General features: G+C 63.6%; 23 protein-coding genes and 1 tRNA gene. 12 read left to right on the top strand and 12 right to left on the bottom strand.

Annotation, left to right across the window (positions count from 1 at the left end; translation table 11 throughout):
* Nucleotides 1-203: 203 nt before the first annotated feature.
* The 5 genes from ACVILI_RS06050 (at nt 204) to ACVILI_RS06030 (ending at nt 5,736) form a co-directional block, all read left to right on the top strand.
* Nucleotides 204-1,214, top strand: a complete 1,011-nt coding sequence (locus ACVILI_RS06050) for an ABC transporter permease (RefSeq protein ID WP_240564612.1) — start codon at nt 204-206, stop codon at nt 1,212-1,214.
* A gap of 54 nt (nt 1,215-1,268) precedes the next feature.
* A complete protein-coding gene (locus ACVILI_RS06045) occupies nt 1,269-2,243 on the top strand; it encodes a sugar ABC transporter substrate-binding protein (protein WP_038651352.1) in 975 nt (324 codons plus the stop codon).
* Between the two features lie 55 nt (nt 2,244-2,298).
* Nucleotides 2,299-3,861 carry a sugar ABC transporter ATP-binding protein gene (locus tag ACVILI_RS06040; protein WP_051726892.1) on the top strand — a complete coding sequence of 521 codons (1,563 nt, stop codon included), beginning with the start codon at nt 2,299-2,301 and terminating at the stop codon, nt 3,859-3,861.
* Complete coding sequence (locus ACVILI_RS06035; protein WP_038651349.1) at nt 3,858-4,619, top strand: SDR family NAD(P)-dependent oxidoreductase; 762 nt, start codon at nt 3,858-3,860, stop codon at nt 4,617-4,619. Before ACVILI_RS06040 ends, ACVILI_RS06035 begins: the two co-directional genes overlap by 4 nt.
* A 127-nt stretch (nt 4,620-4,746) precedes the next feature.
* Complete coding sequence (locus ACVILI_RS06030) at nt 4,747-5,736, top strand: class I SAM-dependent methyltransferase (protein WP_240564611.1); 990 nt, start codon at nt 4,747-4,749, stop codon at nt 5,734-5,736.
* Here the strand turns inward: ACVILI_RS06030 and ACVILI_RS06025 are convergent.
* On the bottom strand, nt 5,722-7,380 hold the full coding sequence (locus tag ACVILI_RS06025; RefSeq protein ID WP_457102355.1) for a methyltransferase domain-containing protein: 1,659 nt from the start codon (nt 7,378-7,380) through the stop codon (nt 5,722-5,724). The genes ACVILI_RS06030 and ACVILI_RS06025 overlap by 15 nt on opposite strands.
* Before the next feature lie 96 nt (nt 7,381-7,476).
* Between ACVILI_RS06025 and ACVILI_RS06020 the strand changes: the two genes are divergently transcribed.
* The gene (locus ACVILI_RS06020; RefSeq protein ID WP_457102354.1) at nt 7,477-8,574 is read left to right on the top strand and encodes a rhamnan synthesis F family protein; all 1,098 of its coding nucleotides are present in this window, start codon (nt 7,477-7,479) and stop codon (nt 8,572-8,574) included.
* A gap of 209 nt (nt 8,575-8,783) precedes the next feature.
* Here the strand turns inward: ACVILI_RS06020 and ACVILI_RS06015 are convergent, their stop codons facing one another.
* The 6 genes from ACVILI_RS06015 to ACVILI_RS05990 all read right to left on the bottom strand — a co-directional run bounded on the left by ACVILI_RS06015 (nt 8,784) and on the right by ACVILI_RS05990 (nt 14,788).
* Nucleotides 8,784-9,689: an aldose 1-epimerase gene (locus ACVILI_RS06015; protein ID WP_202361089.1), complete on the bottom strand. Its 906-nt coding sequence runs from the start codon at nt 9,687-9,689 to the stop codon at nt 8,784-8,786.
* On the bottom strand, nt 9,673-10,251 hold the full coding sequence (locus tag ACVILI_RS06010; RefSeq protein ID WP_019862557.1) for an SDR family oxidoreductase: 579 nt from the start codon (nt 10,249-10,251) through the stop codon (nt 9,673-9,675). Before ACVILI_RS06010 ends, ACVILI_RS06015 begins: the two co-directional genes overlap by 17 nt.
* 8 nt (nt 10,252-10,259) lie before the next feature.
* Complete coding sequence (locus ACVILI_RS06005; protein ID WP_019862556.1) at nt 10,260-11,039, bottom strand: SDR family NAD(P)-dependent oxidoreductase; 780 nt, start codon at nt 11,037-11,039, stop codon at nt 10,260-10,262.
* A gap of 82 nt (nt 11,040-11,121) precedes the next feature.
* Nucleotides 11,122-12,117, bottom strand: coding sequence for an ABC transporter permease (locus ACVILI_RS06000; RefSeq protein ID WP_020629113.1), 996 nt, complete (start codon nt 12,115-12,117; stop codon nt 11,122-11,124).
* Between the two features lie 54 nt (nt 12,118-12,171).
* Nucleotides 12,172-13,710, bottom strand: coding sequence for a sugar ABC transporter ATP-binding protein (locus tag ACVILI_RS05995; RefSeq protein ID WP_038651343.1), 1,539 nt, complete (start codon nt 13,708-13,710; stop codon nt 12,172-12,174).
* A 115-nt stretch (nt 13,711-13,825) separates the two neighbouring features.
* A complete protein-coding gene (locus ACVILI_RS05990; protein WP_019862553.1) occupies nt 13,826-14,788 on the bottom strand; it encodes a sugar-binding protein in 963 nt (320 codons plus the stop codon).
* A gap of 607 nt (nt 14,789-15,395) precedes the next feature.
* On the opposite strand from ACVILI_RS05990, the gene ACVILI_RS05985 reads away from it, so the two are divergent.
* Nucleotides 15,396-16,499, top strand: a complete 1,104-nt coding sequence (locus ACVILI_RS05985) for a LacI family DNA-binding transcriptional regulator (RefSeq protein ID WP_171880346.1) — start codon at nt 15,396-15,398, stop codon at nt 16,497-16,499.
* A gap of 126 nt (nt 16,500-16,625) precedes the next feature.
* Entirely contained in the window at nt 16,626-17,222 is a 597-nt protein-coding gene (locus tag ACVILI_RS05980) for a hypothetical protein (RefSeq protein ID WP_019862551.1), read from the top strand.
* Nucleotides 17,223-17,256: 34 nt separating this feature from the next.
* Here the strand turns inward: ACVILI_RS05980 and ACVILI_RS05975 are convergent.
* From ACVILI_RS05975 to ACVILI_RS05965, 3 genes are all read right to left on the bottom strand, one after another.
* Nucleotides 17,257-17,333 (bottom strand) — tRNA-Arg (locus tag ACVILI_RS05975).
* A 272-nt stretch (nt 17,334-17,605) separates the two neighbouring features.
* A complete protein-coding gene (locus ACVILI_RS05970; RefSeq protein WP_019862550.1) occupies nt 17,606-18,529 on the bottom strand; it encodes a DUF1003 domain-containing protein in 924 nt (307 codons plus the stop codon).
* Between the two features lie 292 nt (nt 18,530-18,821).
* Entirely contained in the window at nt 18,822-19,715 is an 894-nt protein-coding gene (locus ACVILI_RS05965; protein ID WP_038651337.1) for a D-alanyl-D-alanine carboxypeptidase family protein, read from the bottom strand.
* Between the two features lie 557 nt (nt 19,716-20,272).
* Between ACVILI_RS05965 and ACVILI_RS05960 the strand changes: the two genes are divergently transcribed.
* From ACVILI_RS05960 to ACVILI_RS05945, 4 genes are all read left to right on the top strand, one after another.
* Entirely contained in the window at nt 20,273-22,087 is a 1,815-nt protein-coding gene (locus tag ACVILI_RS05960) for a methyl-accepting chemotaxis protein (RefSeq protein WP_457102353.1), read from the top strand.
* Nucleotides 22,088-22,426: 339 nt separating this feature from the next.
* Nucleotides 22,427-23,521, top strand: coding sequence for a hypothetical protein (locus tag ACVILI_RS05955; protein WP_240564606.1), 1,095 nt, complete (start codon nt 22,427-22,429; stop codon nt 23,519-23,521).
* A 98-nt stretch (nt 23,522-23,619) separates the two neighbouring features.
* Nucleotides 23,620-24,231: a nucleoside triphosphate hydrolase gene (locus ACVILI_RS05950; protein WP_027047624.1), complete on the top strand. Its 612-nt coding sequence runs from the start codon at nt 23,620-23,622 to the stop codon at nt 24,229-24,231.
* Nucleotides 24,232-24,324: 93 nt separating this feature from the next.
* Nucleotides 24,325-24,633 carry a hypothetical protein gene (locus ACVILI_RS05945; protein WP_038651334.1) on the top strand — a complete coding sequence of 103 codons (309 nt, stop codon included), beginning with the start codon at nt 24,325-24,327 and terminating at the stop codon, nt 24,631-24,633.
* Between the two features lie 63 nt (nt 24,634-24,696).
* On the opposite strand, the gene ACVILI_RS05940 is transcribed toward ACVILI_RS05945, so the two are convergent.
* Nucleotides 24,697-25,401 (bottom strand): glutathione S-transferase family protein, encoded by a 705-nt coding sequence (locus ACVILI_RS05940; RefSeq protein WP_019862544.1) that lies wholly within the window; start codon nt 25,399-25,401, stop codon nt 24,697-24,699.
* A gap of 186 nt (nt 25,402-25,587) precedes the next feature.
* Nucleotides 25,588-26,796 carry a beta-ketoacyl-[acyl-carrier-protein] synthase family protein gene (locus tag ACVILI_RS05935; RefSeq protein ID WP_019862543.1) on the bottom strand — a complete coding sequence of 403 codons (1,209 nt, stop codon included), beginning with the start codon at nt 26,794-26,796 and terminating at the stop codon, nt 25,588-25,590.
* Nucleotide 26,797 lies beyond the last annotated feature (1 nt).

Genomic DNA, 26,797 nt, shown 5'->3' with positions numbered 1-26,797 from the left:
TGCGGATCACGCCGAAACGTCCATTCATAGCGGTTGCCGAGAGTGCTTTCCAGCGATGGACCCAGCTATGCACCGCCAGAAAATTTCAGCGTTGACAAGTTATAATATTATAATCTTAATGGCCGAGAGGAGCGCGCCAGGATCGGCGCGGGCGCATGGGGCCGGCCGCAAGAGCGGCAAAGGTCGCTGCCAGGGAGGTCGGGATGAACAGCGCGGCTGAGGTGAGCGCGCCGCCAAGGGACGCGCGATCGTTCCGGCGGCGACTGATCGGCTTGATTGCCGTCGGTGAGGTCGGCGTGCTGGCGGCCATGGCTTTGCTGATCGCCTTCTTCTGGCTGCTCGAGCCGGCCTTCCTGTCGGAGCGCAACATCCGCGCCATTCTCAACGTCGTCTCCTTTGTCGGCATCATCGCCATCGGCCAGACCATTCTGCTGGTCGCCGGCGAGTTCGACCTGTCGGTCGGTTCGGTGGCCGGACTGTCGGCCGTAGTCGCCGCCAAGCTGATGACCGCGGCCGCCCTGCCGGTGAGCGTCGGCATTCTCGGCGGCATCGGCGTCGGCGCGCTGATCGGCCTCCTCAACGGCTTGATCGTCGTCAGGCTGGGCATCCCCGCCTTCATCCAGACGCTCGGCATGCTGTTCATCGGCCAGGGCCTGATCCAGGTGGTGACGGGCGGCTATCCGGTCTATCCGCTGCCCGAGGCGATCAACACCATTGGCGGCACCGATCTCGCCTTCGGTCTCGGCTGGAGCTTTGCCTTCTTCATCGTCGCCGCCCTCTTTGCCGACTTCGTGCTGCGGCGCACCGTGCTCGGGCGCAACATGTATGCCACCGGCGGCAACAAGGAAGTGGCGCATCTCGTCGGCATCAACACCAGCGCCTACAAGATCGGCGCCTTCATCACCGTCGGCGCGCTGTCGGCGATCGCCGGCATGTTCGTCATGGCCGATCTCGGCAGCGGCGGCACTTCGATCGGCAGCGGCTGGGAACTGACCGTCATCGCTGGCGTCGTGGTCGGCGGCGTCAGCCTGTTCGGCGGCGCCGGCACGGTGGCCGGCGGCGTCGTCGGCATCCTGATGCTGAAAGTGGTGCAGAGCGGCCTCGTCGTCATCGGCGTCAACTCCAACTGGCAGCAGATCTCGGTTGGCGTGATCATGGTCATGGCTGTCGGCCTCGACATAGTGCGCCGCCGCTACTTCATCGCCGGCGCCTGAGAGGCCGCGGATATTGCGCCGGCAAAAATGCCGGCGAACCAAGGGAGGTAAGGCATGAAAACCCATTTGAAAAAGCGGCTGATCCGAACCGCATTGGTGGCAGCGGCACTCGCCACCTCGCTCGGCTCGGTGAGCCTGGCCCGGGCGGCGGACATCCACCTGCTCTGGGTGCAGGCGATGAAGGATCACCCGGTGCACCGGCTGATGCAGGCGGGCTTCCTCAACAAGTGCAAGGAACTTGGCTACACCTGCGAGGTGGTCGGCGACCCGAGCGCCACCAACTGGGATATTCCGGCGACCTTGCCGCTTGCCGAGGCCGCCCTTGCCCGCACCAAATACGACGCGATCGCGGTCTACGGTCCCGATCCGGCCATCTATTCCTACATCTCCAAGCTGGCCAAGGAAGGTTTCCCGATCGTCACCTGGCACGTCCTGCCGCCCGAAGGGACCGTCAACGGCCTGAAAGCGGCAACGGGAGAGAACATCGCCGAAGCGGGAACCAATGCCGCGATCGCGATCGGCGACAAGCTCGGCGGCAAGGGCACCGTGGCGTTGACGCAGGGCGCTTCCAACGACACCGAAAATGCCATGTCGGATGCCTTCCGCAAGACCATCGCGGCGAAATATCCAGGCATCAAGGTGCTCGACACGCAGATGGAAGGCTTTGAGCCGTCGGCGGCCGAGGCAAAGGCGGTGGCGATCCTGCAGGGCAATCCCGATGTGACCGCCGCCTTCGGCACCACCGGCAACAGCATCCAGACCTGGTCGGGCGCCGCCCGCAAGGCCGGACGCGACGTCGTCATCGTCGGCATGGACTATATCAGGCAGAATCTCGATCTGGTGAAATCCGGCGCCGCCTACGGCATCGTCGCGCAGCCGCTCTATGAAGAGAGCGCCAAGGTCGCCGAACTGCTCGGCGATCTCGCCCAGGGCAAGACCGTGCCTTACAGCAATCCGCTGCCGGCAAAGGTGATCACCGCAGCTGATCTCGATCCCTATTACAAGATGCTGGACAGCGCCGGCCAGTAACACCTGCCGCCGGGCCCGCGCCTTGCAGGCCCGGCGCTTTCCGAAGGGATGCGTCTTGTCCATCACCACCCAAGCGCCGCTGTTTTCGGCCACCGCCATCGCCAAGAATTTCGGCGGCGTGCAGGCGCTTCGCGGCGTCGATTTCGATGTCGTGGCCGGCGAGATCCACGCCTTGCTCGGCCAGAACGGCGCCGGCAAGTCGACGTTGGTCAAGATCCTCAACGGCGTGCATCCGGCCGGTTCCTACACCGGCACGATCCAGCTCGACGGCCAGCCCATCAGCTTCGCTTCGCCGGCCGATGCGCGATCGAACGGCGTCGGTTACGTGCCGCAGGAAATCGAGGTGCTCGAACAGCTGTCGGTCGCCGAGAATGTCTTTGCCGGCCGCACCGGGCTGGGCACCGGCATGCTGGTTTATCAGCGCAAGCTCGAGCAGCGGGCCGGCGAAATCTTTGCCGACCTCGGCATCGACATCAACCCCAGGGCCTATGTCGCGTCGCTGACCTCGGCGCAGCGTCATCTGGTGATGATTGCGCGTGCCATCGTCACGAAGCCACGCGTGCTGATGCTGGACGAGCCGACGGCCTCGCTCTCCGGCACCGAGGTCGATGCGCTGTTCGCCGTGCTGCGCCGCCTGAAGGCGCAAGGCGTGGCGATGATCTACATCACCCACCGCCTGCCCGAGGTGCTCGCCATCTGCGACCGCGCCACGGTGCTGCGCGACGGGCAGGTGGCGGTACGGATCGCGCGCGAGGACTTCGATGCCGAGACCTTCATCTTCTCGATGTCGGGTCAAAGGCTGCAGCGGCTGTTTCCTGAACATGCAGCACCCGTCGGCGCGCCGACGGCGCTGGAGGTGCGCCATCTCACAGTCGCCGGCCACAGCGGCGCGGTCCATGGCGCCAGGGATATCAACCTGTCCGTGGCGGCGGGCGAAATCGTCGGGCTGGCCGGGCTGCTGGGCTCGGGCCGCAGCGAGATCCTGCACGGCATCTATGGCCGCGTCGCGGCCGAGGGCGAAGTCCGTGTCGCCGGCCAGACCGTGTCGATCAAATCGCCCAGGGATGCCCGCGCGGCCGGCATTGCGCTGCTGACGGAAGATCGCAAACGCGACGGCCTGCTGTTCAACCTGCCGGTCGGCGCCAACATCACCATCGGCAATCTCGCGCCTCTGTCGCGTCACGGCATGGTGCGCGGCGGACTGGAGCGGAGCTCCATCCTCACCGCCATGCGCGCGCTCAACGTCAAGGCGTCGTCGCCGCAGGCCGTGGTCACCCATCTGTCGGGCGGCAATCAGCAGAAGCTGTTGTTCGCCCGTGTGCTGATGCGGGCACCCAAAGTGCTGCTGCTCGACGAGCCGACCAAGGGCGTCGACGCGGCGACCCGGCACGAAATCTACCGGCTGGTGGTTGAACTCGCCGAGAAGGGCGTGGCTTTGCTGATCGTCGCTTCCGAACTGGAAGAGCTGATTGGCCTTTGCGATCGCTGCCTCGTGGTCGCCGACGGGCGCATCGTCGACGAATTTGGCCGTGGCGAAGGCGGCGAGGACCGCGTGCTGCGCTCGGTGACCGCGGCGCAAGCGGAACGCCACGCTGTGGCTGCACAGGTTTCAGCATGATGTTCGCCGGCAAACGTGTTTTCGTCACGGGTGCTGCGACCGGCATTGGCCGGGCGACCGCGGAGTACCTCGCCAACGAGGGTGCCAGGGTTTTCGGCGCCGGACTGGACGGCGAGGAGGGCAAGGCCCTTGCCGGCCGCTATGGCGAAAGCCAGTTGATCTTCCGCGAGTGCGATCTCACCCGCGAAGCGGAGGTTCAGTCGGCAGCGACGGCAATCACCAAACGGCTTGGCGGGCTCGACGCCGTCGTCAACTGCGCCGGCATCTACCCCACCGGCAAGCGGCTTGAAGACGTTTCCGACGCGGAGTGGGAAAAAACCATCGCCGTCAACCTCACAGCCATTTTCCGGGTCTGCCGCGCGACCTTGCCGCTGCTGCGCGCGGCCGGCGGCGGCTCGATCGTCAACATCGCGTCCGTCCACGCCGATGCCACGGTTCCCGGCGTGCCCGCCTATGCCGCGACGAAGGCGGCGGTCGTCGGCCTGTCGCGGCAGATGGCGCTCGACTATGCCGTCGACCGCATCCGCGTCAACGCCGTGCTGGTCGGCTCGGTCGCCACCCGCATGACGCTGGACGGGCTGGAAGCGGCCGGCGGCGCCGAAGCGCTGGGCCTGTCCTTCGAGCCCAACAGGATTGCCCGCATCGCCAACCCTTCCGAGGTCGCCACGGCAATAGGCTTCCTGATCTCGGACGCCGCGTCCTTCGTCACCGGCAGCGCCATGCAGGTGGATGGCGGCCTGCTGGCGCGGCTTCTCTAAGCCTAAACGCAATCGGCTGGTTGACTGAAGATCCGATTATCCTGCCCCTTCAGTTTGCCGCGCACAGGCGCTACCCTGCCAGGGCACGGAATTCCGCAGCCATGGCTGTAGCGGGGGGCAAGCCACCATGAACATGGACTCGACCATTGCTGGTCCGACACCACATTTGACCGCCCCGGCCATCGGTAGCGAGCTTGTTTGCATCGTCGATCGCAGTTCGTGTTTCCATGGCGCGATTCACGTTTCAGGATTCACTTTCTCCGCAAAATCCCCTGTCATTGGGGTCGCCTTGCTTCTGCCGGATGGCCGCACAGTCGTCCTGTCGCAAACTGGCCTTCCCAGTGCGGATTTGAGTCGTCTCTATGGGCGACTTGCGGCGTCGTGCCGATTTGACGAGCGGGTCTTTACGGGGCTGGACAACGCTCAGATGCTGGATGTGAAACTCGAAATAAAATTGGCGGACGGGTCGAAGGAAGTGCGCCCGCTTGCGGCGGCAGATCCGAACGATCCGATACTGCCCCTGGTAAACAGATTCTTTGCCGAGTTGCGGTCACGTTCCGGCGGACATTTGCTGGAGATCGGTTCGCGCAACCGGACCGGTGCAATGTGGCGCAACAGCCTACCGCCGGGCTGGGTCTACACCGGTTTCGATATTCTGGACGGCGAGAACGTCGACATCGTTGGAGACGCCCATGAGGCCAGCCGCTTTCTGCCTCGCAAAACCTATGACGCCGTCATGTCATTTGCGGTGTTCGAACACCTCCTGATGCCCTGGAAGGCCGCGATCGAAATGAACCGGGTTCTCAAGACAGGCGCTCTGGGGATTATCCTGGCGCCGCAGACATGGGCTCTGCACGAAGAGCCGTGCGACTATTTTCGGTTTTCGAGTCACTCCTGGAAGGCCTTGCTCAACAGATCGACCGGGTTTGAAATCATCGAAGCCATCGATGGTGTGCGGGCATACATCGTGGCCCGAGTGCACAACATATCGACGCATTTTGGCGAGATGCACACCGGAGCGTTGATGTCGGCCGTCCTGTTTCGCAAGACAGGTGAAACAAAATTGGATTGGCCGGTCTCGCTTTCCGACGTTGCCGAAGATCTATACCCTTTTTAGATCCTTTTTAGCGGTTGGCAGGGGCCGTGGTTCTTTACGCGTAGCCTTGGGGCTGCGCGTCGCCAGGATCGACAGCGACGGACCATGCTCGTTGTCCGGTGTCTCGTGTGCGACCGCCAGATCGTCGAACCCCAGTTTGGCCAGACCCCACAGCAGATCGTCGCGATGTATCCAGCGCGGTACCGGGTCCATGCCTCCGCAAAATGTCGATGCGCCAAGCGGTCCGTAGGGGCGCGGATAAAGCGTCACCGTTCGGCCGTGCCAGTCGCGTTGCTCTGGCGCTCCAAGCGCCGCGCGCCGCCGGTCGCCGGCCGGCATCGCATTGTCGTCGACGACGTGAGTCCACAAAAACAGGCGATCGGTTCGGTCCGCCAACAAGTCCAGCACGTGCAGCGGGTCCGTCATATGATAGAGAACACCGCTGGCTACGATCAGCGGCCAATGCTTTGTTTCACTCTCCAGGAAGGGCACAAAATTGCCGAGCCGAAAGCTCGCGTCGCGCAAGCCAAGGATTTCCTTCGCGACCAGACAGCGAAGAAAGGCATCGCGATTGGCCTCGATGGCCAGAACCGACCCTGCACCTTGGGACAACAAAGTTGCGGTATGCGCCGCCTCCAAGGGACCTAGTTCGAGGACTTGCTTCCCGTTGAGCCAGCCACCCAGTTTCTCCGCGAGCCAAAGTATGCGTGGGTCCTCGTGCAGATGGGATGTGCCCGCCTGCAAGCCTTGCGCTGCCGGGAACGCGGTGACCCATTGGCCCTTGAATGCATCAATCGCATTTTGGGGTGACGGCGCTGATCCGATGTGCACGGGAGGATCGACAACGGCCGCAGCGATGTGTTCAGGCCCGGCTTCGTTGATCGCGTCGAGCGCCAGGGCCAGTCTGTCGGGACTATGCGTCGCCGGATTGGCGGACATCACCGCAAAGAACTCGCACCCTACAGTCGGGTAAAATTGCTCTTCACGAAGTCCCAGGACTCCTGCTGCGTGCAAATCCGCCATGGCCAGGCGGAAACTGGACGGCGTGAAGACCCAGGCGTGACAGTCGACATAGTCGTCTCCTTGCCTGGTTGCCATCGCGTAGCCTGCTTGAGGCGTTCCGGCGAAAGCATACTCTCCCTTGAACCCTTCCAGCCAGACCTGCACACCTCCGCGCGTTCCATGCGATGCATGGTGATCGAACATGGCCGCCGTGCCATGCCTTTTTTGCCCTGCCATATAGGCGGCCAACAGATGGCCCGCGGTACAACTGGGCCGCAGATAATCGAAGGTGTATCGACGATCCGGAATCAGGAGATACACCCGCCCACCCGGCTTGAGTGCCCGTTCGCAGCGTTGGAGGAAATGAACAGGGTCCGTGAGATGCTCAAAGACGTGACTGGCCACTATGAAGTCGAAGCCCTCGCCAGTCAGGTCGAGTTGTCTGAATTCGCCTCCATCGTCGATGGCATCTACCGTTTCAAGCCGTGAAACGTCGACGCCGATCGCAGCGTATTTCGAGCGCAATCCGTCGGCATCGGTATGATCGACAACGAGCGTTTTGTAACCTTCGGCCTTGGGCAATATGGGCGAGTATGAAGCGCCAATCTCGATGCCGCGTCCATTCTTGCCGATTGCAGTTCGGATAGTCTTTCGGAAGTCCAAGTTCGCATCCCCCGCACCGAGCGTTGCACGTCATGAGTAGACCATTTCACAGCGTCGACTGAAGTGTTATCTGTCGGGGCCGGGGGGCGCGCGGCCATGAAAAAGATCGGGCAAATTGCGAACTGGGCGGCCGCAGGAGCGTATGTTCTGGCCGCCAAGATAATTCAGTTCCCAGGCATTCTGGCCGAACGCGAGCCGCGATTTGTTTCCGATGAGACCGTGACGCCGGCCATCGGCAATTGTTATGCGATCGTCGTCAAATATCACCTCATTGGGATTACGAGCGACTTTCTCGACCTCCTGGCGACGCTTCGTCGCCAACATGTCAACGCCATTGTTGTCTGCAATGGCGATCTTCGTCCGGATGAACTCGTGACCTTAAGGGCATTTGCGCACCGCATCCTTGTGCGTAACAACATTGGCCGTGACTTCGGAGCCTACCGTGCCGCGACCTTGCATCTGGCGTCGGAGGAACTCCGACCCGAACGTATGATTTATCTGAACGATAGTGTCATTTACATTGCCGGACCTGGCTTGGACTCAATGATCAAAGCTCTGCTTCAGAGCGACTATGACGCCGTTGGCACTTACGAGAACCATGAGTTTGCCCATCATATGGGCAGCTACGCATTTAGTGTAGCCGGCAAAGTATTCGCCGATGCACAGATTCGGCGATTTTGGCGAGGGTACAGGCCCTACGACATTCGCCCCCACGCGATACGGAAGGGAGAACTCGGCTTTTCGCAATGCCTGGAGCGTTGTGGCTACCGGGTTGATGTTATCTATTCCGCCGACAAGCTCGCGCTTCAGCTCGACAAGATGTCGATCTCCGAGCTGGTAGCAACACTTCGTTACGTCCCTTATGGCGCGCTTCGCGGTTACGATCTTGGCCCGCTTCTGAAAGGCGCTCAAAGAACCGGACAAATGCTGGCGGGCAATCCCAAATCAAAAAGGCGTGGAGAAAAACGCGGAAAGGACTCCGCCATTCTCGAACAGGAATCGCGAACGCCTACAATATCGGAGTTTGGCAGGTTTTCGGCCGAAACAAAGGCCCGGCTCGCGGAAGCCGAGAAAAATGCATCCGTGGCCATTCAGATTAAACAAGAGACGCGTGGTCAATCATATGATTGGGACCATCATCAATGGCAGCCAAATACACTTCGGCTTCGGGCTCTTTCATCGGGTGATGGATAGTCCTTTGGTGAAGCGCGACCTACTTATTCGGGGGATTTTGCTTGAACATGACTGTGCTCGTATCCTCGAACATCTGACGCCGCCACGGCGGGAGCCGATCATGCGCGAGTTGTTGAACCGTGGGCGGGCCGTCAATGTGCGTGGCATGCGCCGCTTCAAGCTCAGGAATGGGCTTATTTAGACGACCATCGTCGTCAGGCGCACCCGTCTCATGCCCCAGCCTCAAGCGAAAAGGGCGTGAAACAGACGGTGCCGGCAGCACTTTCGCCCTGGGCGAGGACGATCACGCCCTCGTCCGCATCATCCCATCGGCCGCGGTTGAAGGCGCCGGAGGCGTTGGTCTGCGGCTCGACGCAGAAATATGGTTTGGCCGGATCGGCGTAAAACATCAGATGCTTGAAGATCGGGTCGGCCCTCATGCGCAGTCCCGCGCCGCGAGCCGGAAAGCGCAGCGTCGCTTCACCGCCCCAGCCGCCATAGTCGTTGTTGCGCCAACCACCCGGGAGGGGTCTGCCTTCGGCAAAGTCGAGTTCGGGCGGCAAGGTGACGGGATCGCCTGAAATGCCGTCGGGCTCTTCGAGATAGAAACGCCTGGCGTTGAACTGCACCGTCACGTCCGGATCGCGATCGAACCAGGGATGCAGTCCAAAACCGAACGGCATGGCGACCGGACCGGTGCTGGTCAGGGTCATGGTCACGCTCAGCCCCTCATCCGAAACCGCGAAAGCCTGGGTCGCGCGATAGGAATAGGGCTCGGCTCCGGCGGCGATGTCCAGCGACAGGGTGGCGTTGGCGGCACCTGCCCCGGTGACATCCCAGGCGTGTTGCCAACCGCTGCCATGGACGTTGAATTTCTCGGGCGGATTGTTGGGCAGGACCTGCCAGCGTCTTGCGCCGAAGTCGAAGGCGTTTCCGGCGATGCGGTTGGCATAGGGCGTCATCGGAAACATGGCGACGCCAAGCACGTTGCCGGATCTGCGATCATCTTCCGAGAGCCGGCGCATGAGATCGATGCCGCGCCAGCGCAGCGAACTCACGGAGCCGCCGATTTGCGGTACCAGCGCGACTTCGAGCGCTCCCGATCCGATGCTCAGCAATTCAGAAATTGCGGCCATAGCCTGCCGTCCATCCACCGTCGACGCCCAGCATCTGGCCCGTCGTGTAAGTGTTGAGCGGATCGCAGAAGAACAGCACGGCCGCGACCGCTTCCTCGATGCAGCCGGCGCGGCCGACCGGCGTGTGGCTGAGCATCGCCTTGTCGCCCGAGACCATGGTTTCGTCCTCGACCGCGCCGAAGCCGACGGCATTCACCAACACCTTCGGCCCGAACTCCATGGCCAAGGCACGCATGCCGGCTAGAATCGCCGCGTTCTCCATGGAAAAGCGCGGATGACGGCGCATCGGCATGCCGGCGGTGGCCGAGATCAGGAAGACGATGCGCCCGCCGCCGCGCTCGGCCATGGCCACGGCCGCCCTGCGCGCATCGGCATGCTGGCAGCGTGGATCCTGCATCGTCGTTCCCGGGCGCAGCGGGTTGGACATCAGCAGGATGTCGGCGGCATCCCCTGCTTCGAGAACCGTGCCGCCATTGGCACGCAGTGCGGCAAGCACGGCGTCGACGATCGGGTTGGTCTCGCCATCGAGGGCCACCGCGGCGCCGTTGAGATCGATTTCCATCGCGCCACTCACATCATGTATCCCGCCGTCCAGCCGCCATCGACGGCCAGCACCTGGCCGTTGACGTAGCTGGCGGCCGGCGAGGCCAGGAACAGCACCGCCTCGGCGATCTCCCGCGGCTCGGCCGGGCGGCCGAGCGGCACATGGGCCAGGAATTCCTGCGTGCGGCCGGCGAACTTGCCGTCATCGCCGTAGAACAGCTTGGCGGTCAGCGCCGTCATCACCGAACCCGGGGCGACCGCGTTGGTCAGGATGCCTTTGGCGCCGAGTTCGATCGCCATAGACCGCGTCAGATGGATGATGCCGGCCTTGGCGGCGACGAACGGGCTCTGCAGGCGCATGGCGGCAAGGCCGACGACCGAGGCGATGTTGACGATGCGCCCGCCCCTGCCGGCGGCGAGCATGGGACCGAGTGCCGCCCGGCTCATAATGTAGAGGCCGTCGAGATCGATGCCGGTGATGCGGTCCCATTCCTCGGCCGGGAATTCGTCAATTGTGACACGATGCGCCAGCGTATTGACGCCGGCATTGTTGATGAGGATGTCGAGGCGGCCGTAACGCTGCATGATCGCGGCTATCGCGCTGCCGACCGATGCGGCATCACGGATGTCGGTGGCGCAGGCCATGGCATCGGTCAGGTCGGCCGCGACCTGGCTTGCGCCCTCGCCGTTGATGTCGGCGACGACGACCGCGGCACCATTGTCGGACAGGCGCCTGGCGATGGAACTGCCGATGGCGCCAGCCGCTCCCGTGACCAGCGCCACCTTGCCTCGCAAATCGCAGCGCATGTCCCGCACACCCCCCGAGCAATACCGGATATGCTATTATAATATCTACAGGAGTCGGGCAAGCGGCAGCGTCGCCCCGCGATTATTCCGCCGGCGCGCCGGCAACGTTCTTGCGGGCGGCATCGACCATCAGCCGCCGTGCGCGGAACACACCCCATTGCTGGTCGACGAGCACGCCGATGAGGATGACGCCGCCCATCACCGCGAAGTTGAGCGAGGACGGGATGCCGAGCAGATTGACGAGATTCTGCAGCTCCTGCAGCAGCACGGTGCCGAGGATGACGCCGATCAGCGAGCCCTCGCCGCCACGCAGCGAGAAGCCGCCGAGCACGGCGGCGGCGATGGCGTAGAGTTCATAGAACTGGCCATGGCTGGCCGGCGAGATCGAGCGCGTGTACATGGCGAAATAGATCGCCGACAGCGCCGTCAGCACGCCGCAGATGACGTAAGCCGCCATGACGATGCGGCCGGTGCGGATGCCGGAATATTTCGCCGCCTCCTCATTCTTGCCGATGGCATAGAGATAGCGGCCGAACACCGAACGGTGCAGCACCACCCACATGACGATGGCGATGACGATCAGCGCGATGAAGCTGTTGGGCACGCCATAGGAACGTCCGGCTGTCAGGAATTCGAGCTCGGGAAAATTCTGGCCGAAGGCGAAGCCGGCGGTGCCGTCGGCGGTGTAGAAGCGGGCGACGCCGCGATAGATCAAGAGGCCGCATAAGGTGACGACGAAGGGCTGCAGCTTCAGCCTGGTGATAAGCCAGCCATGCACCAGGCCGATGATGGCGCCAAGCGCGATGATCAGCACGAAGGCTAGCGGCCAGTCCAGCTCGCGCACGGCGATGAAATCGATGAACAGCGTTCCCAGCAGCGCCACCACCGATCCGACCGACAGTTCGATGCCGCCGGTGATGATGACGAAGGCCTGGCCGATCGACAGGATGCCGAACAGGCCGATCAGGTTCGAGGTGTTGGCAAGGTTGATCGGCAAGAGGAAGCGCGGATTGATGATGGCCACGATCGCTCCGACCACCAGGATCAGGATCAGCAGGCCGAGATCTTTCTTGCTCATCGTCGTCTCCCCAATGCCTGCCTGAGCAGGTTGCGCGGTCTCGCAGCGCAAAAACTATTTAGGCTGCTTGCCCACAGCCAGCAGCAGCACGTTTTCCTGGCTGAACTGGTCCTTGTCGAGAATGCCCGAAATCTGGCCCTCATGCATGACAGCGATGCGGTCGGACACGCCGATCACCTCTTCCATGTCGCTGGAGATCATCAGCACGGCGACGCCTGCATCGGCCAGCGCGCGCATCAGCCCGTAGATTTCCGCCTTGGCGCCGATGTCGATGCCGCGCGTCGGCTCGTCGAGGATCATCACCTTCGGGTTCATGGCCAGCCACTTGCCAAGCACGACCTTCTGCTGGTTGCCGCCCGACAGCGTGCCGGTGCGAGTCTGCACCGAAGGCGCCTTGATGCCGAGATTTCTCTTCTGCTTCTCGGCGGTTGCCGTTTCAGCGCTTGCCGACACAAGCGAGCGCCTGGCATGCGCCGGCAGATTGGGCAGCGAAATGTTCTGCGCGATCGACAGATCGAGCAGGATACCGGTCAGCTTGCGGTCTTCCGGCACCAGGAAAATGCCTTGCGCGACGGCATCGGCCGCCGAACCCAGCACGAGCGTCTTGCCGTCGAGCTCGAGCGTGCCGCCAAGGCTGCCGTCGATGCCGAAGAACACGCGCGCCAGTTCGGTGCGGCCGGAGCCGACAAGGCCGGCAAGGCCGAGGATTTCGCCGCGCCTGACATCGAGGTCGACGGGCCGGCTGGGATAGGTGGGGGTGCGGACGGCCTTGGCCGCAAGTGCCACGGCGCCGGGCGCGCGCGCGGCTTCCGAGGCCTTTTCGCGCTCCTTCAGCATGCGGCCTATCATCAGCTTGACCATCTGGTCGTGATTGATGTCGCGCTTGCCCAGCGTGCCGGCCAGCATGCCGTCGCGCAGCACGACGACGCGGTCGGCGACCCGCTCGACCTCGTGCAGGCGGTGCGAAATGAAGATGACGCTGATGCCGTCGGCCTTCAGCGCCTTGATGACGTCGAGCAATTTGTCGGTCTCGGCGAGCGGCAGGCTCGATGTCGGCTCGTCGAGGATGACCAGCCGTGCCTTGATCGACAGCGCCTTGGCGATTTCGACCATCTGCTGCTGGGCGAGCGACAGGTCGGCGACCTGCGCATCGGCCGAGAAATTGGCGCCGACGCGCTTCAAGAGCGGCGCCACCATCTCGCGCAGCTTCGAGCGGTCGACGAGTTTCAGCGGCCCGGCGCGCAGCGGCTCGCGGCCGAAGAAGATGTTGGCGGCGACGTCGAGGTTTTCGAACAGATTGAGTTCCTGGTGGACGAAGGCGATGCCCGAGCCCAGGCTGCCTTCGACGCTCAGCCCTTTATGGGCGGTGCCATCGACGGTGATCGTGCCGGTGTCCGGCGTGGTGACGCCGCCGAGGATCTTCATCAGGGTCGACTTGCCGGCGCCGTTCTCGCCGACGAGGCCGATGACCTCGCCCGGCCTGACCTCCATGGAGAAGCCATCCAGCGCGACGACGCCCGGATAGGTCTTGCGCACGCTCTCGAGGCTGAGGAACGGCGTGGTCGCTGCGATGGATGTATCGGAATAGTTCATCATGCCTGACAGCAGTTAGCGGGCCGGCCTTCCGGCAGACTGACGATCCTCGAAGGGTTCGTCAATGCGCGCAGCCGGCTCAAGCGAAGTTGAGCCGGCTGAACTGCCTGTGGTCTTACTTTCCGGCCATCGCCTTCAGATTGGCGGCGTAGGCGTCGACATCATCCTTGCCGATGATCTTGGTCGGGATGATGATGAGATTGCCAGCCGGGATGCCCGACTTGTCGCCCTTGAGATAGGCAGCCATCAGCTTCATGCCCTGATAGGCCCATTCGAAGGGCTGCTGCACGACAGTGGCGGCAACGGTGCCTTCCTTGACGCCGCCCAGCGTGATCGGATCGTCATCGAAACCGACGACCGTGATCTGGCCGAGCTTGCCGGCATCGCGCAGCGCCTCATAGATGCGCGGCGTGTTGTAGGAATAGAAGCCGACCATGCAGGTGACGTCGGGGCTGGCGACCAGCGCGTCCTCGACATTCTTCTTGGCGCGCGCCTGGTCGATATCGTCGCCACGCACGTCGACGAGTTCGATCTTGGTGCCGGCCAGGCCATCCTTCATGCCCTGGATGCGCTCCTTGGCATTGTCGGCGCCGAGCAGGCCGACGAAGCCGAGGCACTTGCCGCCATTGGGCATCGCCTTCTTGGCGATTTCGGCCGCCTGCTTGCCGGCATCGACGTTGGACGAGCCGATATAGGCGACACGCTTGGTCTGCGGCGCATCACTGTCGGTGGTGAACAGCGCGGTTTCAGACGCGATCTTGTTCAGGCCGTCGGTCGAGGTCTTGGGATCGACGGCCGAGACCATGATGCCCTTGACGCCGGCCGTCACCAGATCGTCCATCAGCCGCTGCTGGATGGCGACCGAGGATTGTTCGGGATATTTGAGTTCGAGATTGTAGTCGGGCAGTTCGCCCTGCGCCTTCTTGACGCCGGCTTCGGCCGCTTTCCAGAAATCGGAAGCGCCGTTGACGACGAAAGCCAGTGTCGGCTTGTCGTCGGCGCGCGCGATGGCCGTCGCCGTCAGGCCGACAACCAGGGCCGCGGCGGCCACGGATGCATTGCGTATCAAGGACTTCATGTTCAACCTCCCTTTTTGGTTCAGCCGTCGGGCTGGACCGTCTTGCTCACTAGAATTGCGTGCTCACCTGAATTTGCCGTTTGCGGCTTGGATACCCCCTCCTCCTCAGGGTTTCCCGGCACTCAGAAGAATGGCCTCGTTCCAGCCACGGTTGCAGACTTTAGAGACTCATCCTTCGTTCGTAAATAGTCCGATTTGTCTGACATATCACATATCCGAGACATGGCTCGCGGAGGCAATCTCCGCAAGCCATCAGACCATTGACGTTCGCTTTCCCGCCGCTCCAGACCCAACAAGGCCGGGCGCGACGGATTGACGTTACAGCGCATTTTTGTATTAGTAAACACTATTAGTTTTCAGCCGATATTCGGGCACAGCATGGCGCCACCGCGAACGGTGCACCGACGAACCCATGCCCTGGCCGCACGACGCAAGAAGCCGTGCAGCCATTACTGTCCCTGCGCATAAGGAGCCTGATGATCGATGGACCAGACGGCCGCTAATAGATATAAACGAAGCGGCGGCTTCTATAAACCGGCACCGCCGAGCCATCTTGTCGGACCGGCAGGCGGCCGCTAGACAGGCCGTGATTGGGGACACGAACGCCATGAGCGAGACCAGGGATTCGGCCATCGAGACGGTCAAGCGCCGCAAGGCGCCGGCCAAGCCCAAGGGGCGGGTCACCATGACCGATATCGCCCGAGCCGCCGGCTGCTCGCAGGCGACGGTTTCCTTCGTGCTCAACAATTCGCCAGGGATCAAGCTGTCGCAGCAGACCCGCGAGCGGGTAATCGAGGCCGCGAGGACGCTTGGCTACAGCGCACCCGCCTTCTCGGCGCTGCGCAAGCCTGTTGCCGCCTTCGACGGGCTGGACGGGGTGATCGGCTTTGCCGTCGACCAGCTGGCGACCAGCCCGGAGGCGGTGGTGGCGATCGAAGGCGCGCGCCAGGCTTCGTGGAATGCCGGCAACGTGCTTCTGGTGGCGCAGACCATGGGCGACGCCGTGATGGAGCCGCGCGCCATCCAGGCGCTGACAAGGCGGGGCATTTCGGCGCTGATCTACATGACCATCTTCACCCGCGAGATCACCGCGCCCGACTTCCTCTACAGCCTCGACATTCCGGTGATCCTGCTCAATTGCTATACGGCCGACTATGCCTTCCCCGCCGTGGTGCCCTCCGAGATCGCCGGCGGCCAGAACTCGACAAGGCACCTGATCAGCCACGGCCACCGCCGCATCGCCACCATCACCGGCGAGCCCTGGATGCAGGCGGCGCAGGACCGGCTGAAAGGCTACCGCCGCGCGCTCGCCACCGCCGACATTCCCTTCGACCCGGAGCTGGTGGTCGAGGGCGACTGGTCGGCAAGTGCGGGCTACGCCGCGACCGTCAAGCTGCTCGCGCTCAAAGACCGCCCGACCGCCATCTTCTGCCAGAACGACCGCACCGCGATCGGCTGCTACGAGGCGCTGAAAGAAGCCGGCCTGCATATTCCGCAGGACATCTCCGTGGTCGGTTACGACGACGAGGAAATCGCCCGGCATCTGTTCCCGCCGCTGACCACTTCGATCCTGCCGCATATGGCGATGGGCCAATGGGCGATCGAACAGCTGGAAGCGCCGACGGCGCCCGGACAGGGGCGGTATCCGATTACGAAGCTGGAGTGCCCGCTGGTGGAGCGGGAGAGCGTGCGGGCGGTGGCTGGAGGCTGAGGCAAGGCGGCCGAGCCATGCGTTGCGCGGAGCGGCGGCATTCTTTCGACAGCCGACCAAGGTCATCGCATTCCGGTCTGTCTTCGGCCAGTTTGCGGCCAGGCAATTGTCGTTCATACTCCGGCCATGACGCGTCCGGGCTTGCGCTGTGTGCAGGTATTCGCGGCTCTGCTGGCCGCGAGCTGCCCGCGCGCCATGGCCGACGGGATCTTCGAGGCGGGCGCCTACTCCTTCTCCGACGAACGCGGCGGCTTCCGGATCCTTTCGGCCACGGGCGCCGGGACCCGCGCCGACCCGATCGTGGTCACCGAGGAACTGGACACCGCCGACCCGGTGACGCTGACCATACGCGCCGCGCGGCCGATCCAGCCCTTCGGATCGACGGGCAACTACTCGACCGGCTTCTTGCCGCTGAAAATCGTCACCCGCAACAACAGCGGCGAGGCCTGGATCGAATTCGGATTCGAGCTGCAGGCGATCCTGAACGCGCCGAGCGATTATGGCGACGGGCTGTCCTTCGACCAGGCGCAGCGCGTGGACAACATGATCAAGTCCGACAGCTTCGCCGAATTCAAACGCGACTTCGAACCCTATGACCGGCTGCTGTTCAGCAAAGGCAAGGTCGACCCGCAGGAGAGTGCGTCGTTCTCGTTCCTGGTGACGGACTTTTCGCCGAAGGATCGGTTTTACCTGGTGGAGGAGCCGAGGGTGCCTTCGTCGTAAGGGAGTCTGCGGACTGTAGCGCTGGTGCAAGGTCTGGCGCACCCGACAGGATTCGAACCTGTGACCTCTGCCTTCGGAGGGCAGCGCTCTATCCAGCTGAGCTACGGGTGCTTTCAGGATCGACAATCCGGAAAACGAACCAGCCGGTGAACCGGCAAGTCACGGCTTCTTAGCGGAAGCCGGCGCGGGCTTCAACGGGCAATTGGCGATTGAGCGGCGTCCTGTGAAGGGGGTGGGGTGGGTTAGTGCTCTAACGGGTGCGCTTGTTGGATATGGCGCTCCCCTCTCCGTCTCGGCTTCGCCGAGCCACCCTGCCGGGGCGAGCCACGGGTCTCGCCCGTCCTTCGGACCCCCCACATTCGTGGGGGCGAGGAACCCAAGCGTCACTCCCCCGCCTCACTCTTCACCACCCGCCGCCCGCGCACGGCCCGCTTCACCTTCTTGGTACCCGCAAGCTCGTTCATCGCGTCGAGCTGCATCTGCTGCATTTCGGCCAGGCGCGTCCATTGGCGGGAGATGAGGTAGTCGAGCTTTTCGTGCAGATGGCGAACTTCGAGCTCGGCCTTGAGGTTGACGCGGTATTCGTTGAAGGAGCGCAGGCGGTCTTTCACCTCCTGGCGCTTCTGGCTCATCATGATGATGGGCGCCTGGATGGCGGCGATGCAGGAAAGCAAGAGGTTGAGCAGGATGAAGGGATAGGGGTCGAAGGCGCCGTTCAACCCCTCGAACAAATTGACGCCGATCCAGACCAAGAGCACGGCGGCAAACGAGATCAGGAACCACCAGCTGCCGCCAAAGGCGGCCATATTGTCCGAGACGCGGTCGGGGAAGGTGCGGTGCTCCTCGAATTCTTCTTCCGAGTTTTCGGAAATCGTGTCCTGCCTGGCGATCGATTCCACCACCTGGCGGTCGAGCTCGGAGAATTCGCCGTGCTCCTGCTGCAGCAGCTCTTCCATATAGCGCATGCGGTAGCGGCCGAGCTCCTCGCGGCTGATGCGGGCGCCCCGGGGCAGGTCCGGATGGTCGGAGCGGATGCGGTCGGCCAGGCTCGGGCGCAGCGTGTCGATGCGCACCAGGTCGCGCTTGTGGAATTTGCGGCCCGAGATCGCCGACGGCTTCTTCTTCGGCTTTATGCGCGACGTTCCTAGGCCGGTGGGTTCTGAGTCCGGCACTTCGGGCGTGTCGAAATGCTCGTCCGAAACCTCGTGCAGGTCTTCCGGCGTGATCGGCGCCTCGAAATATTCGCCGCCGCTGTCGTTCTCAGTGTCCGCCGCCTGCTGCTCGGATGCCTTGGGGACAGTGCTCATGGTGCGGGCTCCTGCTGTGGCGCTGCTGGTTTGAGGATACGCCGAGGTGACGGGGCATATCCACTGTCGGTTTGCGCTGCCTATGCCATGGCTTCCCGACGATTGCATGACAACAGGATAACAATAGCCGGCTGCGGGTTTTTGGGGCGGTTCGCGGGTTCATAGCGGCGCGCCATCTGAGACCCTGGAGATTAGCCGAGGCCACCCCGACTTCGTCATCCACGGGCGGAGCAAGGAGCGCAGCGACGCGGCGCAGACCCCTGGATGACGAAGTGAAGCGGTTCCGCCCTTGCTATTGCTGTTCGGCGAACATCAGCCTGGTGTTGGCGTCGGCCGTGGTCGGCGACAGGCTGCGCTGGATCAGCGCCTCGACATGGTCGTTGCGCTGGCGGGCCGAGTCGGCGCCCATCACCACCACGATCAGCTGGCGGCCGTCGGCATTGTAGGAGGTGACGATGTTGAAGCCGGAGGCCCTGATGTAGCCGGTCTTGATGCCGTCGACGCCGCGCACGCGGCCGAGCATGTCGTTGTGGCCGCGCACCAGCCTGCCGCGGAACATGAAATCGCTTTCGGAGAAATAGTGGAAATGCTGGGGGAAGCGCTGGCGCAGCGCCATGCCGAGCACCGCCATGTCACGCGCGGTGGTCATCTGGCCGTCGTCGGGCAGGCCTGAGGCGTTGCGGAAGGTGGTGCTGGTCATGCCGAGCGAGCGCGCCTTGGATGTCATCATGGCGGCGAACTGGTCCTCCGAGCCGCCGAGATATTCGCCGACCGCCACCGCCACGTCATTGGCGGATTTGACGACGATGGCGCGGATGGCCGAATCGACGTCGATGGTTTCGCCGCGCCGGAAACGCATCTTGGTCGGTGGCTGCGAGGCGGCGTGGTCGGAGATGGGGATCTGCGTTCCCTTGGTCACGCGGCCGGACTCCATCGCCTCGAACAGGAGATAGAGCGTCATCATCTTGGTCAGCGAGGCCGGATAGCGCTGCGCCGTAGAGTTGACCTCGAACATCTGCTTGCCGGTTTTGACGTCGACGACGATGGCCGCATATTTCTGCGGCGGCGCGGGGACAGACAGCACCTGGTCCGGCGGTGTCGTGGTCGAGCAGCTGGCGACCATCAGCAACAGGCCAAGGGCGACGAAAACTCTCTGGAGAAGCGGAAAAGGACGCAATTTGGACAAGGGCGGGACTGTTCTGGCGATGCTGTTGCTGAGATGAGACGAAGCTAACGTAACGCGCTGGATGCGTCCATTTGGTTAATGGCGGTTAGCCCCAGGATTGTCGAGCTCGACCTGGTTCCTCTTCCCCGCTTTGCGCTACGCTATGCACACATCTTCTGTGACTGGCGTGACTGATCGACGCAAGGCTTGATTGCCACGTGGCTCCCCCAATCCGTCGCTGCTTCCCAGCGCCACCTTTCCCCCCTCCGGAGGGAAAGGTGGGGAGCATTGCTGCACGAGCTTTGCCGGCGAAAAAGCCTGGCGCCTTTCCTGTACCCCGTCGATCGGGGGAGAGGTGGCTCGGCGAAGCCGAGACGGAGTGGGGGTCGACCAGCGCTGCCATGCAGGCTATCGCCAAAGACCAGCCTCTTGGAAATGTGTGCATGCCGTTGCACGGTAGTGAGGGCGAGGAACTTGAGGATTTATCCGCCCCGAAAACGCCTGTTTCTGTGTCTTTCCTTGCAAGAGCCGCGTTTCCTGTGGGAAGGGGCGTGGCATTGGCTGGCTTGGGGGGTGGCATGACGAATATCGGGGCCGGGGGCGCAGCGCCCTCGCTTATCAAGGCATCGCTCAGCCGCACCGGCAAATGGGCCGGCAGCGTGGCTTTCATCAGCGGCGCCGTTGGCGACGTGCTCAATCCGCTGGCGCCGTTCGCCGCCTATATCGCGCTGGTCGCGTCGATTGCCGCGGCCATCATCGCCATTGCCATTGTGCTCAGGCTCGTACTGGCGGCCAAGGCGCTGCCGGCGCTGTTGTTCGCCACCAGCGCGGCGGCGGTCGCCGGCGGCGTCTTTGCCGTGCAAAAGGAAACCAATTCGCAGAACGGCGTCATCGCCGGCCTGGTGCCGGCGATCGCGCAGCTGCAGCAGTCGATGGGCATCGTCTCCGAAAAGGTGGCCAAGATCGAGCAGACGGTGACGCAGACGCAAAAGACCGTCGAAGAGGTCAAGAAATCGACCGACACGGTGGCGCAGAAGACCGACCAGATCGCGTCCGCGCAGCAGCAGCAGACGCAGCAGGGCGCGCAGACGCAAAAGACCGTCGAGGCGGTCAAGCAGACCACCGACACGCTCGCCGCCCGCCAGCAACAGCAGCAGGCCCAGGCCGAAAAGCTGCAGGCGACGACCGAGCAGATCGCCGCCTCGATCGACACCATCGCCAAGGGGTTTGCGCAGCTTTCGGCGCAAGGCGGGGCGATCGCCGAGCCGAAGCGGCCGGACGAGTTCTACCACAATGCCCGCGTCTACGAATTGTCGGGCGACATGCTCAACGCAAGGCGCTCCTACCTCGCCTTTGCCGGCTTCGATGTCGACGCCATCGACCCTTATACGCGTTTTGCCACGCTGCTTCGGGTGCAGGACGGCAAGGCGGGCGCGCGCGAAGTGTTCGGGCAGCTGGCCGACAAGGGCAAGGCGCTGTCGATCAAGCTGGTGCATATATTGCAGTTCGAGGACGCGCAGCGGCTGGACAAGCTCGACGCCTTCATCACGGCCAATCCCGACTACGCGCCGGCCTATTTCCTCAAGGCGCAGGAGTTTTCGGAAGACCGCCTCGGCAGCCAGACGCTGGCCGACAAGCGCAGCGAAGCCCAGGCGCTGACCAAGTTCGTGTCCAACGAGAAGGATGGCGGGCTGCTCAAATATTTCGTCGACCAGACGCAGTTGGCCGACTGGCTGGACCGCAGCCGCAGCCGGCTGGCAGCCCTTGGCGACGTGCTCGACCCGGCGCGCTTTGCGCCTTCGTTGACGCCGATGCGCTCCAACCAGGGCTGGTCGATGACCATTTCGTTGCCCGAGCCGGCGACCGCGATCTCCTGGCGTCTGGGCACCGCCGGCCCGTTCACCGACACCGGCTTCCTGGCGATGAAGGACCAGACCACCGGCAAGCCGATGGCCAATCCGAGCTTCGAGTTGCCCGACAGCACGGCGGCGACCACGATCGCGATAAAATATCTCGACATAAGGGGCCGCGAGACCGGCCCGTTCGACATAAGCTTCGATCCGGACGCCGCGCTGCAGCAAGGCGACAAACAGATCCTCGACCAGTTCTGGACGTCGTGGATCGCCTTCGATTCCGGCGGCAATCACGGCCTGGTCTATTTCACCCAGATGCTGTCCTACCGCTGCGCCATCAAGGAGGTGCATTACAGCCTGAACGGCGCCGCGCTCGACAGGTCGCTCGAGATCCCGCCTTGCGACAAGAAGGATCCCTACGCCATCCCCTACGACGCCAAGGGCTATTTCAAGGTCGCCGACAGCGTGAAATCGATGTCGGTGCAGGTGACCTACACCGACGGGACGAAATCGCCGGTCAGGGAATACAAGCGGCAGTAGGCCTGAGAGCGCTGGTCATGGCGATGGCTTCAGTTTGGCCCTCGTCTTCCCTCGTTTGCGCCGCCCCTCACCTGCCTGCCGGCATCCTCTCCCCGTGTAGAGACGGGGAGAGGGGCGCTGTCGTCAACGGTTTCGCCAATCATCAGCGTTGCAGAGAAAGCTCCAGCGTGCGGCCAGTTCCCTTCTCCCCGTCACTATACGGGGAGAAGGTGCCGGCAGGCGGATGAGGGGCAGCGCCGACGGCTTCCATTGTGCCTGATGCAAAATGCCTTACGCAGTGCTTGCGCAATCGGCGCCTAACGGGTTCTGTTTGCGCCTTCAGATTCGGGTGAGAGCGCTATGGACACGATCACGATCAAGGCCAAAGGTATTTCGGTTTCGCTCGACCTCACCGTCGGCCACATCGCCGACATGACCGTCGAAAGCGACGGACGCCAGCTGAAGCCGCTGCACCGCGCGCCCTGGGTCGACGCAAACGAGACGCTGCCGAAGGACCTGCCGCAAGGCACGGTCCGGCTGTCCGGCGATTTCCTCTGCGCGCCGTTTTCGCGCAGCGATGTCGAGGAGGCGCCGCTGCATGGCTGGACGGCCAACAGTGCCTGGGATGTCACCGAAAGCAGTGCCACGGACGGCGGCTGGCGCGCTGTCTTCCGGCTGCGGCACGAGGTCATGGGCGCCAGCGTCGACAAGATTTTTACGCTCATCGACGGCCATCCCTTCCTCTACCAGGAACATGTGTTTTCCGGCGGCTCCGGCGCGATTTCCGTCGCCCACCACCCGATGACGGTGATGAAAGGCGGCGGACGGCTAGCCTTTTCGCCGAAGCGCTTTGCCGCGACGCTGGCCGATCCGCTGGAGCCGGATCCCGCGCGCGGCCGCTTCATGCTGGCCTATCCGGCGCGTTCGGCCGAGCTCGGCCAGTTTCCCGCCGCCGGCGGCGGCACGCTCGACCTGACGCAATACCGCATGGAGGACAGGCGCGAGGATTTCATCACCCTGGTCGAAGCCGACCATGCCGGGCCGGGCTGGACGGCACTGGCACGCCAGGCCGAGGAGGACCTGGTGCTGGTGCTGAAGAACCCCGTGGAGCTGCCTGTTACCATGCTGTGGCTGAGCAATGGCGGGCGCAACTATGCGCCGTGGAGCGGCCGCCATCTCGGCGTGCTCGGCATAGAAGACGGCCGCACGGCGATAGGCCATGCCGCTTCCATCGGCGACAACTGGCTGAAACGCGAAGGCGTGGCGACCGCCTTTGCGCTCGGCGAGGGCCGGAGCTTTTCGTTCCGCCATGTCATCGGCGCCCTGTCCGGCGGCACCCCGCCGCGAGAGATCACCACGGCCGACGGCCGGATGCGGCTTGCGACCGGCGGCTCGACGTCCGACGTGCCGTTCGACAGCGCGTTCCTGCGCATCGGCCAGCCTGCGGCCGCCTGAGGCGAGGTATGCCCTGAGCGCAGGATTTGAAATTTCCGCCGACTGCCGCCAAAATGCGGCGTAATGTTTCGCCGATCATCCAGGCAAGTGAGGCTCCCATGTCCGAAATCGCCCACCTAGCCGCCACCATCTTCAAACGTGCCGGCAAGGCAAAACGCTTCATCGTCGCCATCGCCGGACCGCCAGGCTCCGGCAAGTCCACGCTGTCGGCCGGCCTGCATGACCTTTTGCCGGAAGGGGCGGTGGAAGTCGTGCCGATGGACGGCTTCCACTATGACGACATCGTGCTCAACGCGCGCGGCATGCGGGCGCGCAAGGGCGCGCCGGAAACCTTCGACTTTGCCGGCTTCGAGACCCTGATGAAGCGCATCCGGGCCGGCGAACCCGACATCGCCATTCCCGTCTTCGACCGCAGCATGGAATTGTCGCGCGCCGCCGCGGCTATCGTCGGCACCGAGACCAAGTTCATCCTGGTCGAAGGCAATTACCTGCTGCTCGACGAGGAACCGTGGGCGCGGCTGGCGCCGCTGTTCGATTTCTCGATCTTCGTCGACGTGCCGCGCAATGAGCTCGAGCGACGCCTGATGGAACGCTGGCACGGCCATGGCCGTTCCGACGAGGAGGCGCGCGCCTGGATCGCCTCCAACGACATGCCCAACATCGAACGCGTGCTGGCCCGGCGCCGGGCCGCCGACCTGATCATTGGTTAACACGCTTAATTTTCGGTATTTTTTGGCGGGAACCTTAAGAGTTTCGCGCCGTTATGCCTGACAACCCAATTGTCCGGCGTAAGGGATTTTCCAATGGCCACCAAGGCAAAAAAACCAGCCAAGACGAGGCCTGCGAAGGCAACCCAAGCGAAAGCCGGTGCTGGCCCCGCGATTGCAGAACGCTCGAAAGACGCCAAGGCCGCTTTCGGCAAGGCCGCACCGCGAAAAGTCGTACCGGTCGCCAAGACCGCCAGCCCGCGCAAACCGGCGCCGGCAAAGGCCGGTGCCGTCAGGACGGCGGCTAATGTTGCCGCCGGCGCGGTGGTCGCTACCGCGCGCGGCGCCGTCTCGCTGGCGGCCTCGGTTATCGGCAGGGGCGGCTCGAAGGCCAAGGCGAAGTAGCAGGCTGCTCCGCCCGACCGTGTGTATTGGGCCAAGGCCGTCGCCTTGCAGGGACAGGGCGCACTAGTCCTTTGCCGGTATGGTCAGGCCCTTCTGGACCGCCGGCCGGGCCAGGCCGCGCTCCAGCCATGCCGCCACATTGGCGAAATCATCGAAACCGACGAGGTCGCGCGCTTCATAGAAGCCGATCAAATTGCGCACCCAGCCGAGCAGCGAGATGTCGGCGATGGTGTAGTCATTGCCCATGATCCATTTGCGGCCCTTCAGCCTGCCATCGAGCACGCCAAGCAACCGCCGCGATTCGTCGCGGTAACGTTCCAGCGGACGCTTGTCGGCGATCTCGCGGCCGGCGAATTTGTGGAAGAAGCCGACCTGGCCGAAGATCGGCCCGATGGAAGCCATCTGGAAGAAGACCCACTGGATCGTTTCGTAGCGCCGCGCTGCGTCCGCCGGGACGAGCAGGCCGGTCTTGTCGGCGAGATAGAGCAGGATGGCGCCGGATTCAAAAAGGCCGATCGGCTTGCCGTCCGGGCCGTTGGGATCGATGATCGCCGGGATCTTGCCATTGGGGTTGAGCGACAGGAATTCCGGCGTCCAGCTTTCGTCCTTGCTGATGTTGATCAGATGCGGCTCATAGGGCAGGCCGAGCTCTTCCAGCGCGATCGATATCTTCACGCCGTTCGGCGTCGTTGCCGAATAGAGCTGGATCTGGTCGGGATGTTTGGCCGGCCAACGGATGGTGATCGGAAAGGCGGACAGGTCGGCCATCGGGAAACTCCTGAGCGGGGGATTTGGCGCGCCAAGGTGCGCGGTGTTGGCGGGTAGGCCCAAGAACTAGGCCTGCGACCCGCTAGGATCAATATGGCGGCGGCAGTTTCGCCATCCTTATCCTTGGACACCGAATCGAACGCGGTGGATGGTGTCCCCGCCCTGGGGCGGTGGTGACCGCCGAGATCAGATGGCCTTGAATGCCAGCACCGCGTTGGTGCCGCCGAAAGCAAAACCGTTGCTGATCGCGGCGCGCACCTTGCGCTCGCGCGCGACATTGGGCGTCACGTCGAGATCGCAATCGGGATCGGGTTCACGGTAATTCGCGGTCGGCGGCACGACGCCTTCGCGGATCGCCATGACGCAGGCGATCATCTCCAGCCCGCCCGAAGCGCCGAGGCAATGGGCATGCATCGACTTGGTCGAGGAGACCGACAGCGAGCGCGCGTGCTCGCCGAAGACGCGCTTGATCGCGTTGGTCTCGATCTGGTCGTTGGCCTTGGTGCCGGTGCCGTGCGCGTTGAGATAATCGATGTCCTCGGGATTGAGCCCGGCATCGGCGAGACAGAAGCGCATCGCCGCTTCCGGTCCCTCGATGGTCGGGGCGACGATGTCGGAGGCATCGGCCGAAAGGCCGGCGCCGGCGATTTCGGCGAGGATGGTGGCGCCACGCGCCATGGCGTGATCGTAGCTTTCCAGAACCGCCATGCCGGCGCCTTCGCCGAGCACCAGACCCTGGCGGTCGGCCGAGAACGGCCGGCAGGTGTCGGGCGATAGCACGCGCAATGCCTCCCAGCCCTTGAGCACGCCCCAGACCAGCGGCGCATCGGTGCCGCCGGCGACCATCACGTCGGCACGGCCGAGCCTGATCTGGTCGACCGCGGAGGCGATGGCGTGGTTGGCCGACGAGCAGGCCGACGTGACGCCGAAAACCGGTCCACGCAGGCCAAGATGCATGCTGACCTGGCCGGAGGCGGCACCTGGCATGACCCGGGGCACGGTGAAGATGCCGGCGCGATTCTTGCCCTCGATCAGAATAGCGCGATAGTTCTCCTCGACGGTCTCGAAGCCGCAGACGCCGACGCCGACAATCGTTCCCATGCGATAGGTGTTGTCGGCATGTGGGGCCAGGCCGGACTGCTGCATCGCCTCCTTCGCAGCGATAACCGCCAGCAGGCTGAAACGGTCCATCGACACAAGCTGCTTGCGCTCGATGCCGTGATCGGGCAGCGCCTTGATCTCGCAGCCGGTCTTGACCTTCAGGTCATGCAGGAAGGGATTGTCGATGGGGCCGATGGCCGAACGGCCGGCCCGCATTTCAGCCCAGATCGACTGCGCATCGACGCCTAGTCCGCACAGCCCGCCAATGCCGGTAATGACGACGCGTTTCAGCATT

The sequence above is a fragment of the Mesorhizobium sp. USDA 4775 genome (assembly GCF_054062655.1).
The sequence above is the reverse complement of the archived record's forward strand: the minus strand, read 5'-3'. Positions and strand labels throughout refer to the sequence as shown.

What these genes read in the sequence shown, in the direction of transcription:
- ACVILI_RS05935 (WP_019862543.1), bottom strand. Translation starts at nt 26,796, where the DNA reads ATGCTGAAACGCGTCGTCATTACCGGCATTGGCGGGCTGTGCGGACTA.
- ACVILI_RS06015 (WP_202361089.1), bottom strand. Translation starts at nt 9,689, where the DNA reads ATGGCCGCAATTTCTGAATTGCTGAGCATCGGATCGGGAGCGCTCGAA.
- ACVILI_RS05970 (WP_019862550.1), bottom strand. Translation starts at nt 18,529, where the DNA reads ATGAGCACTGTCCCCAAGGCATCCGAGCAGCAGGCGGCGGACACTGAG.
- ACVILI_RS06005 (WP_019862556.1), bottom strand. Translation starts at nt 11,039, where the DNA reads ATGCGCTGCGATTTGCGAGGCAAGGTGGCGCTGGTCACGGGAGCGGCT.
- ACVILI_RS05985 (WP_171880346.1), top strand. Translation starts at nt 15,396, where the DNA reads ATGAGCGAGACCAGGGATTCGGCCATCGAGACGGTCAAGCGCCGCAAG.
- ACVILI_RS06020 (WP_457102354.1), top strand. Translation starts at nt 7,477, where the DNA reads ATGAAAAAGATCGGGCAAATTGCGAACTGGGCGGCCGCAGGAGCGTAT.
- ACVILI_RS05940 (WP_019862544.1), bottom strand. Translation starts at nt 25,401, where the DNA reads ATGGCCGACCTGTCCGCCTTTCCGATCACCATCCGTTGGCCGGCCAAA.
- ACVILI_RS05945 (WP_038651334.1), top strand. Translation starts at nt 24,325, where the DNA reads ATGGCCACCAAGGCAAAAAAACCAGCCAAGACGAGGCCTGCGAAGGCA.
- ACVILI_RS05960 (WP_457102353.1), top strand. Translation starts at nt 20,273, where the DNA reads ATGACGAATATCGGGGCCGGGGGCGCAGCGCCCTCGCTTATCAAGGCA.
- ACVILI_RS06035 (WP_038651349.1), top strand. Translation starts at nt 3,858, where the DNA reads ATGATGTTCGCCGGCAAACGTGTTTTCGTCACGGGTGCTGCGACCGGC.
- ACVILI_RS05995 (WP_038651343.1), bottom strand. Translation starts at nt 13,710, where the DNA reads ATGAACTATTCCGATACATCCATCGCAGCGACCACGCCGTTCCTCAGC.
- ACVILI_RS06050 (WP_240564612.1), top strand. Translation starts at nt 204, where the DNA reads ATGAACAGCGCGGCTGAGGTGAGCGCGCCGCCAAGGGACGCGCGATCG.
- ACVILI_RS06010 (WP_019862557.1), bottom strand. Translation starts at nt 10,251, where the DNA reads ATGGAAATCGATCTCAACGGCGCCGCGGTGGCCCTCGATGGCGAGACC.
- ACVILI_RS06000 (WP_020629113.1), bottom strand. Translation starts at nt 12,117, where the DNA reads ATGAGCAAGAAAGATCTCGGCCTGCTGATCCTGATCCTGGTGGTCGGA.
- ACVILI_RS05980 (WP_019862551.1), top strand. Translation starts at nt 16,626, where the DNA reads ATGACGCGTCCGGGCTTGCGCTGTGTGCAGGTATTCGCGGCTCTGCTG.
- ACVILI_RS05990 (WP_019862553.1), bottom strand. Translation starts at nt 14,788, where the DNA reads ATGAAGTCCTTGATACGCAATGCATCCGTGGCCGCCGCGGCCCTGGTT.
- ACVILI_RS05950 (WP_027047624.1), top strand. Translation starts at nt 23,620, where the DNA reads ATGTCCGAAATCGCCCACCTAGCCGCCACCATCTTCAAACGTGCCGGC.
- ACVILI_RS06030 (WP_240564611.1), top strand. Translation starts at nt 4,747, where the DNA reads ATGAACATGGACTCGACCATTGCTGGTCCGACACCACATTTGACCGCC.
- ACVILI_RS06045 (WP_038651352.1), top strand. Translation starts at nt 1,269, where the DNA reads ATGAAAACCCATTTGAAAAAGCGGCTGATCCGAACCGCATTGGTGGCA.
- ACVILI_RS05955 (WP_240564606.1), top strand. Translation starts at nt 22,427, where the DNA reads ATGGACACGATCACGATCAAGGCCAAAGGTATTTCGGTTTCGCTCGAC.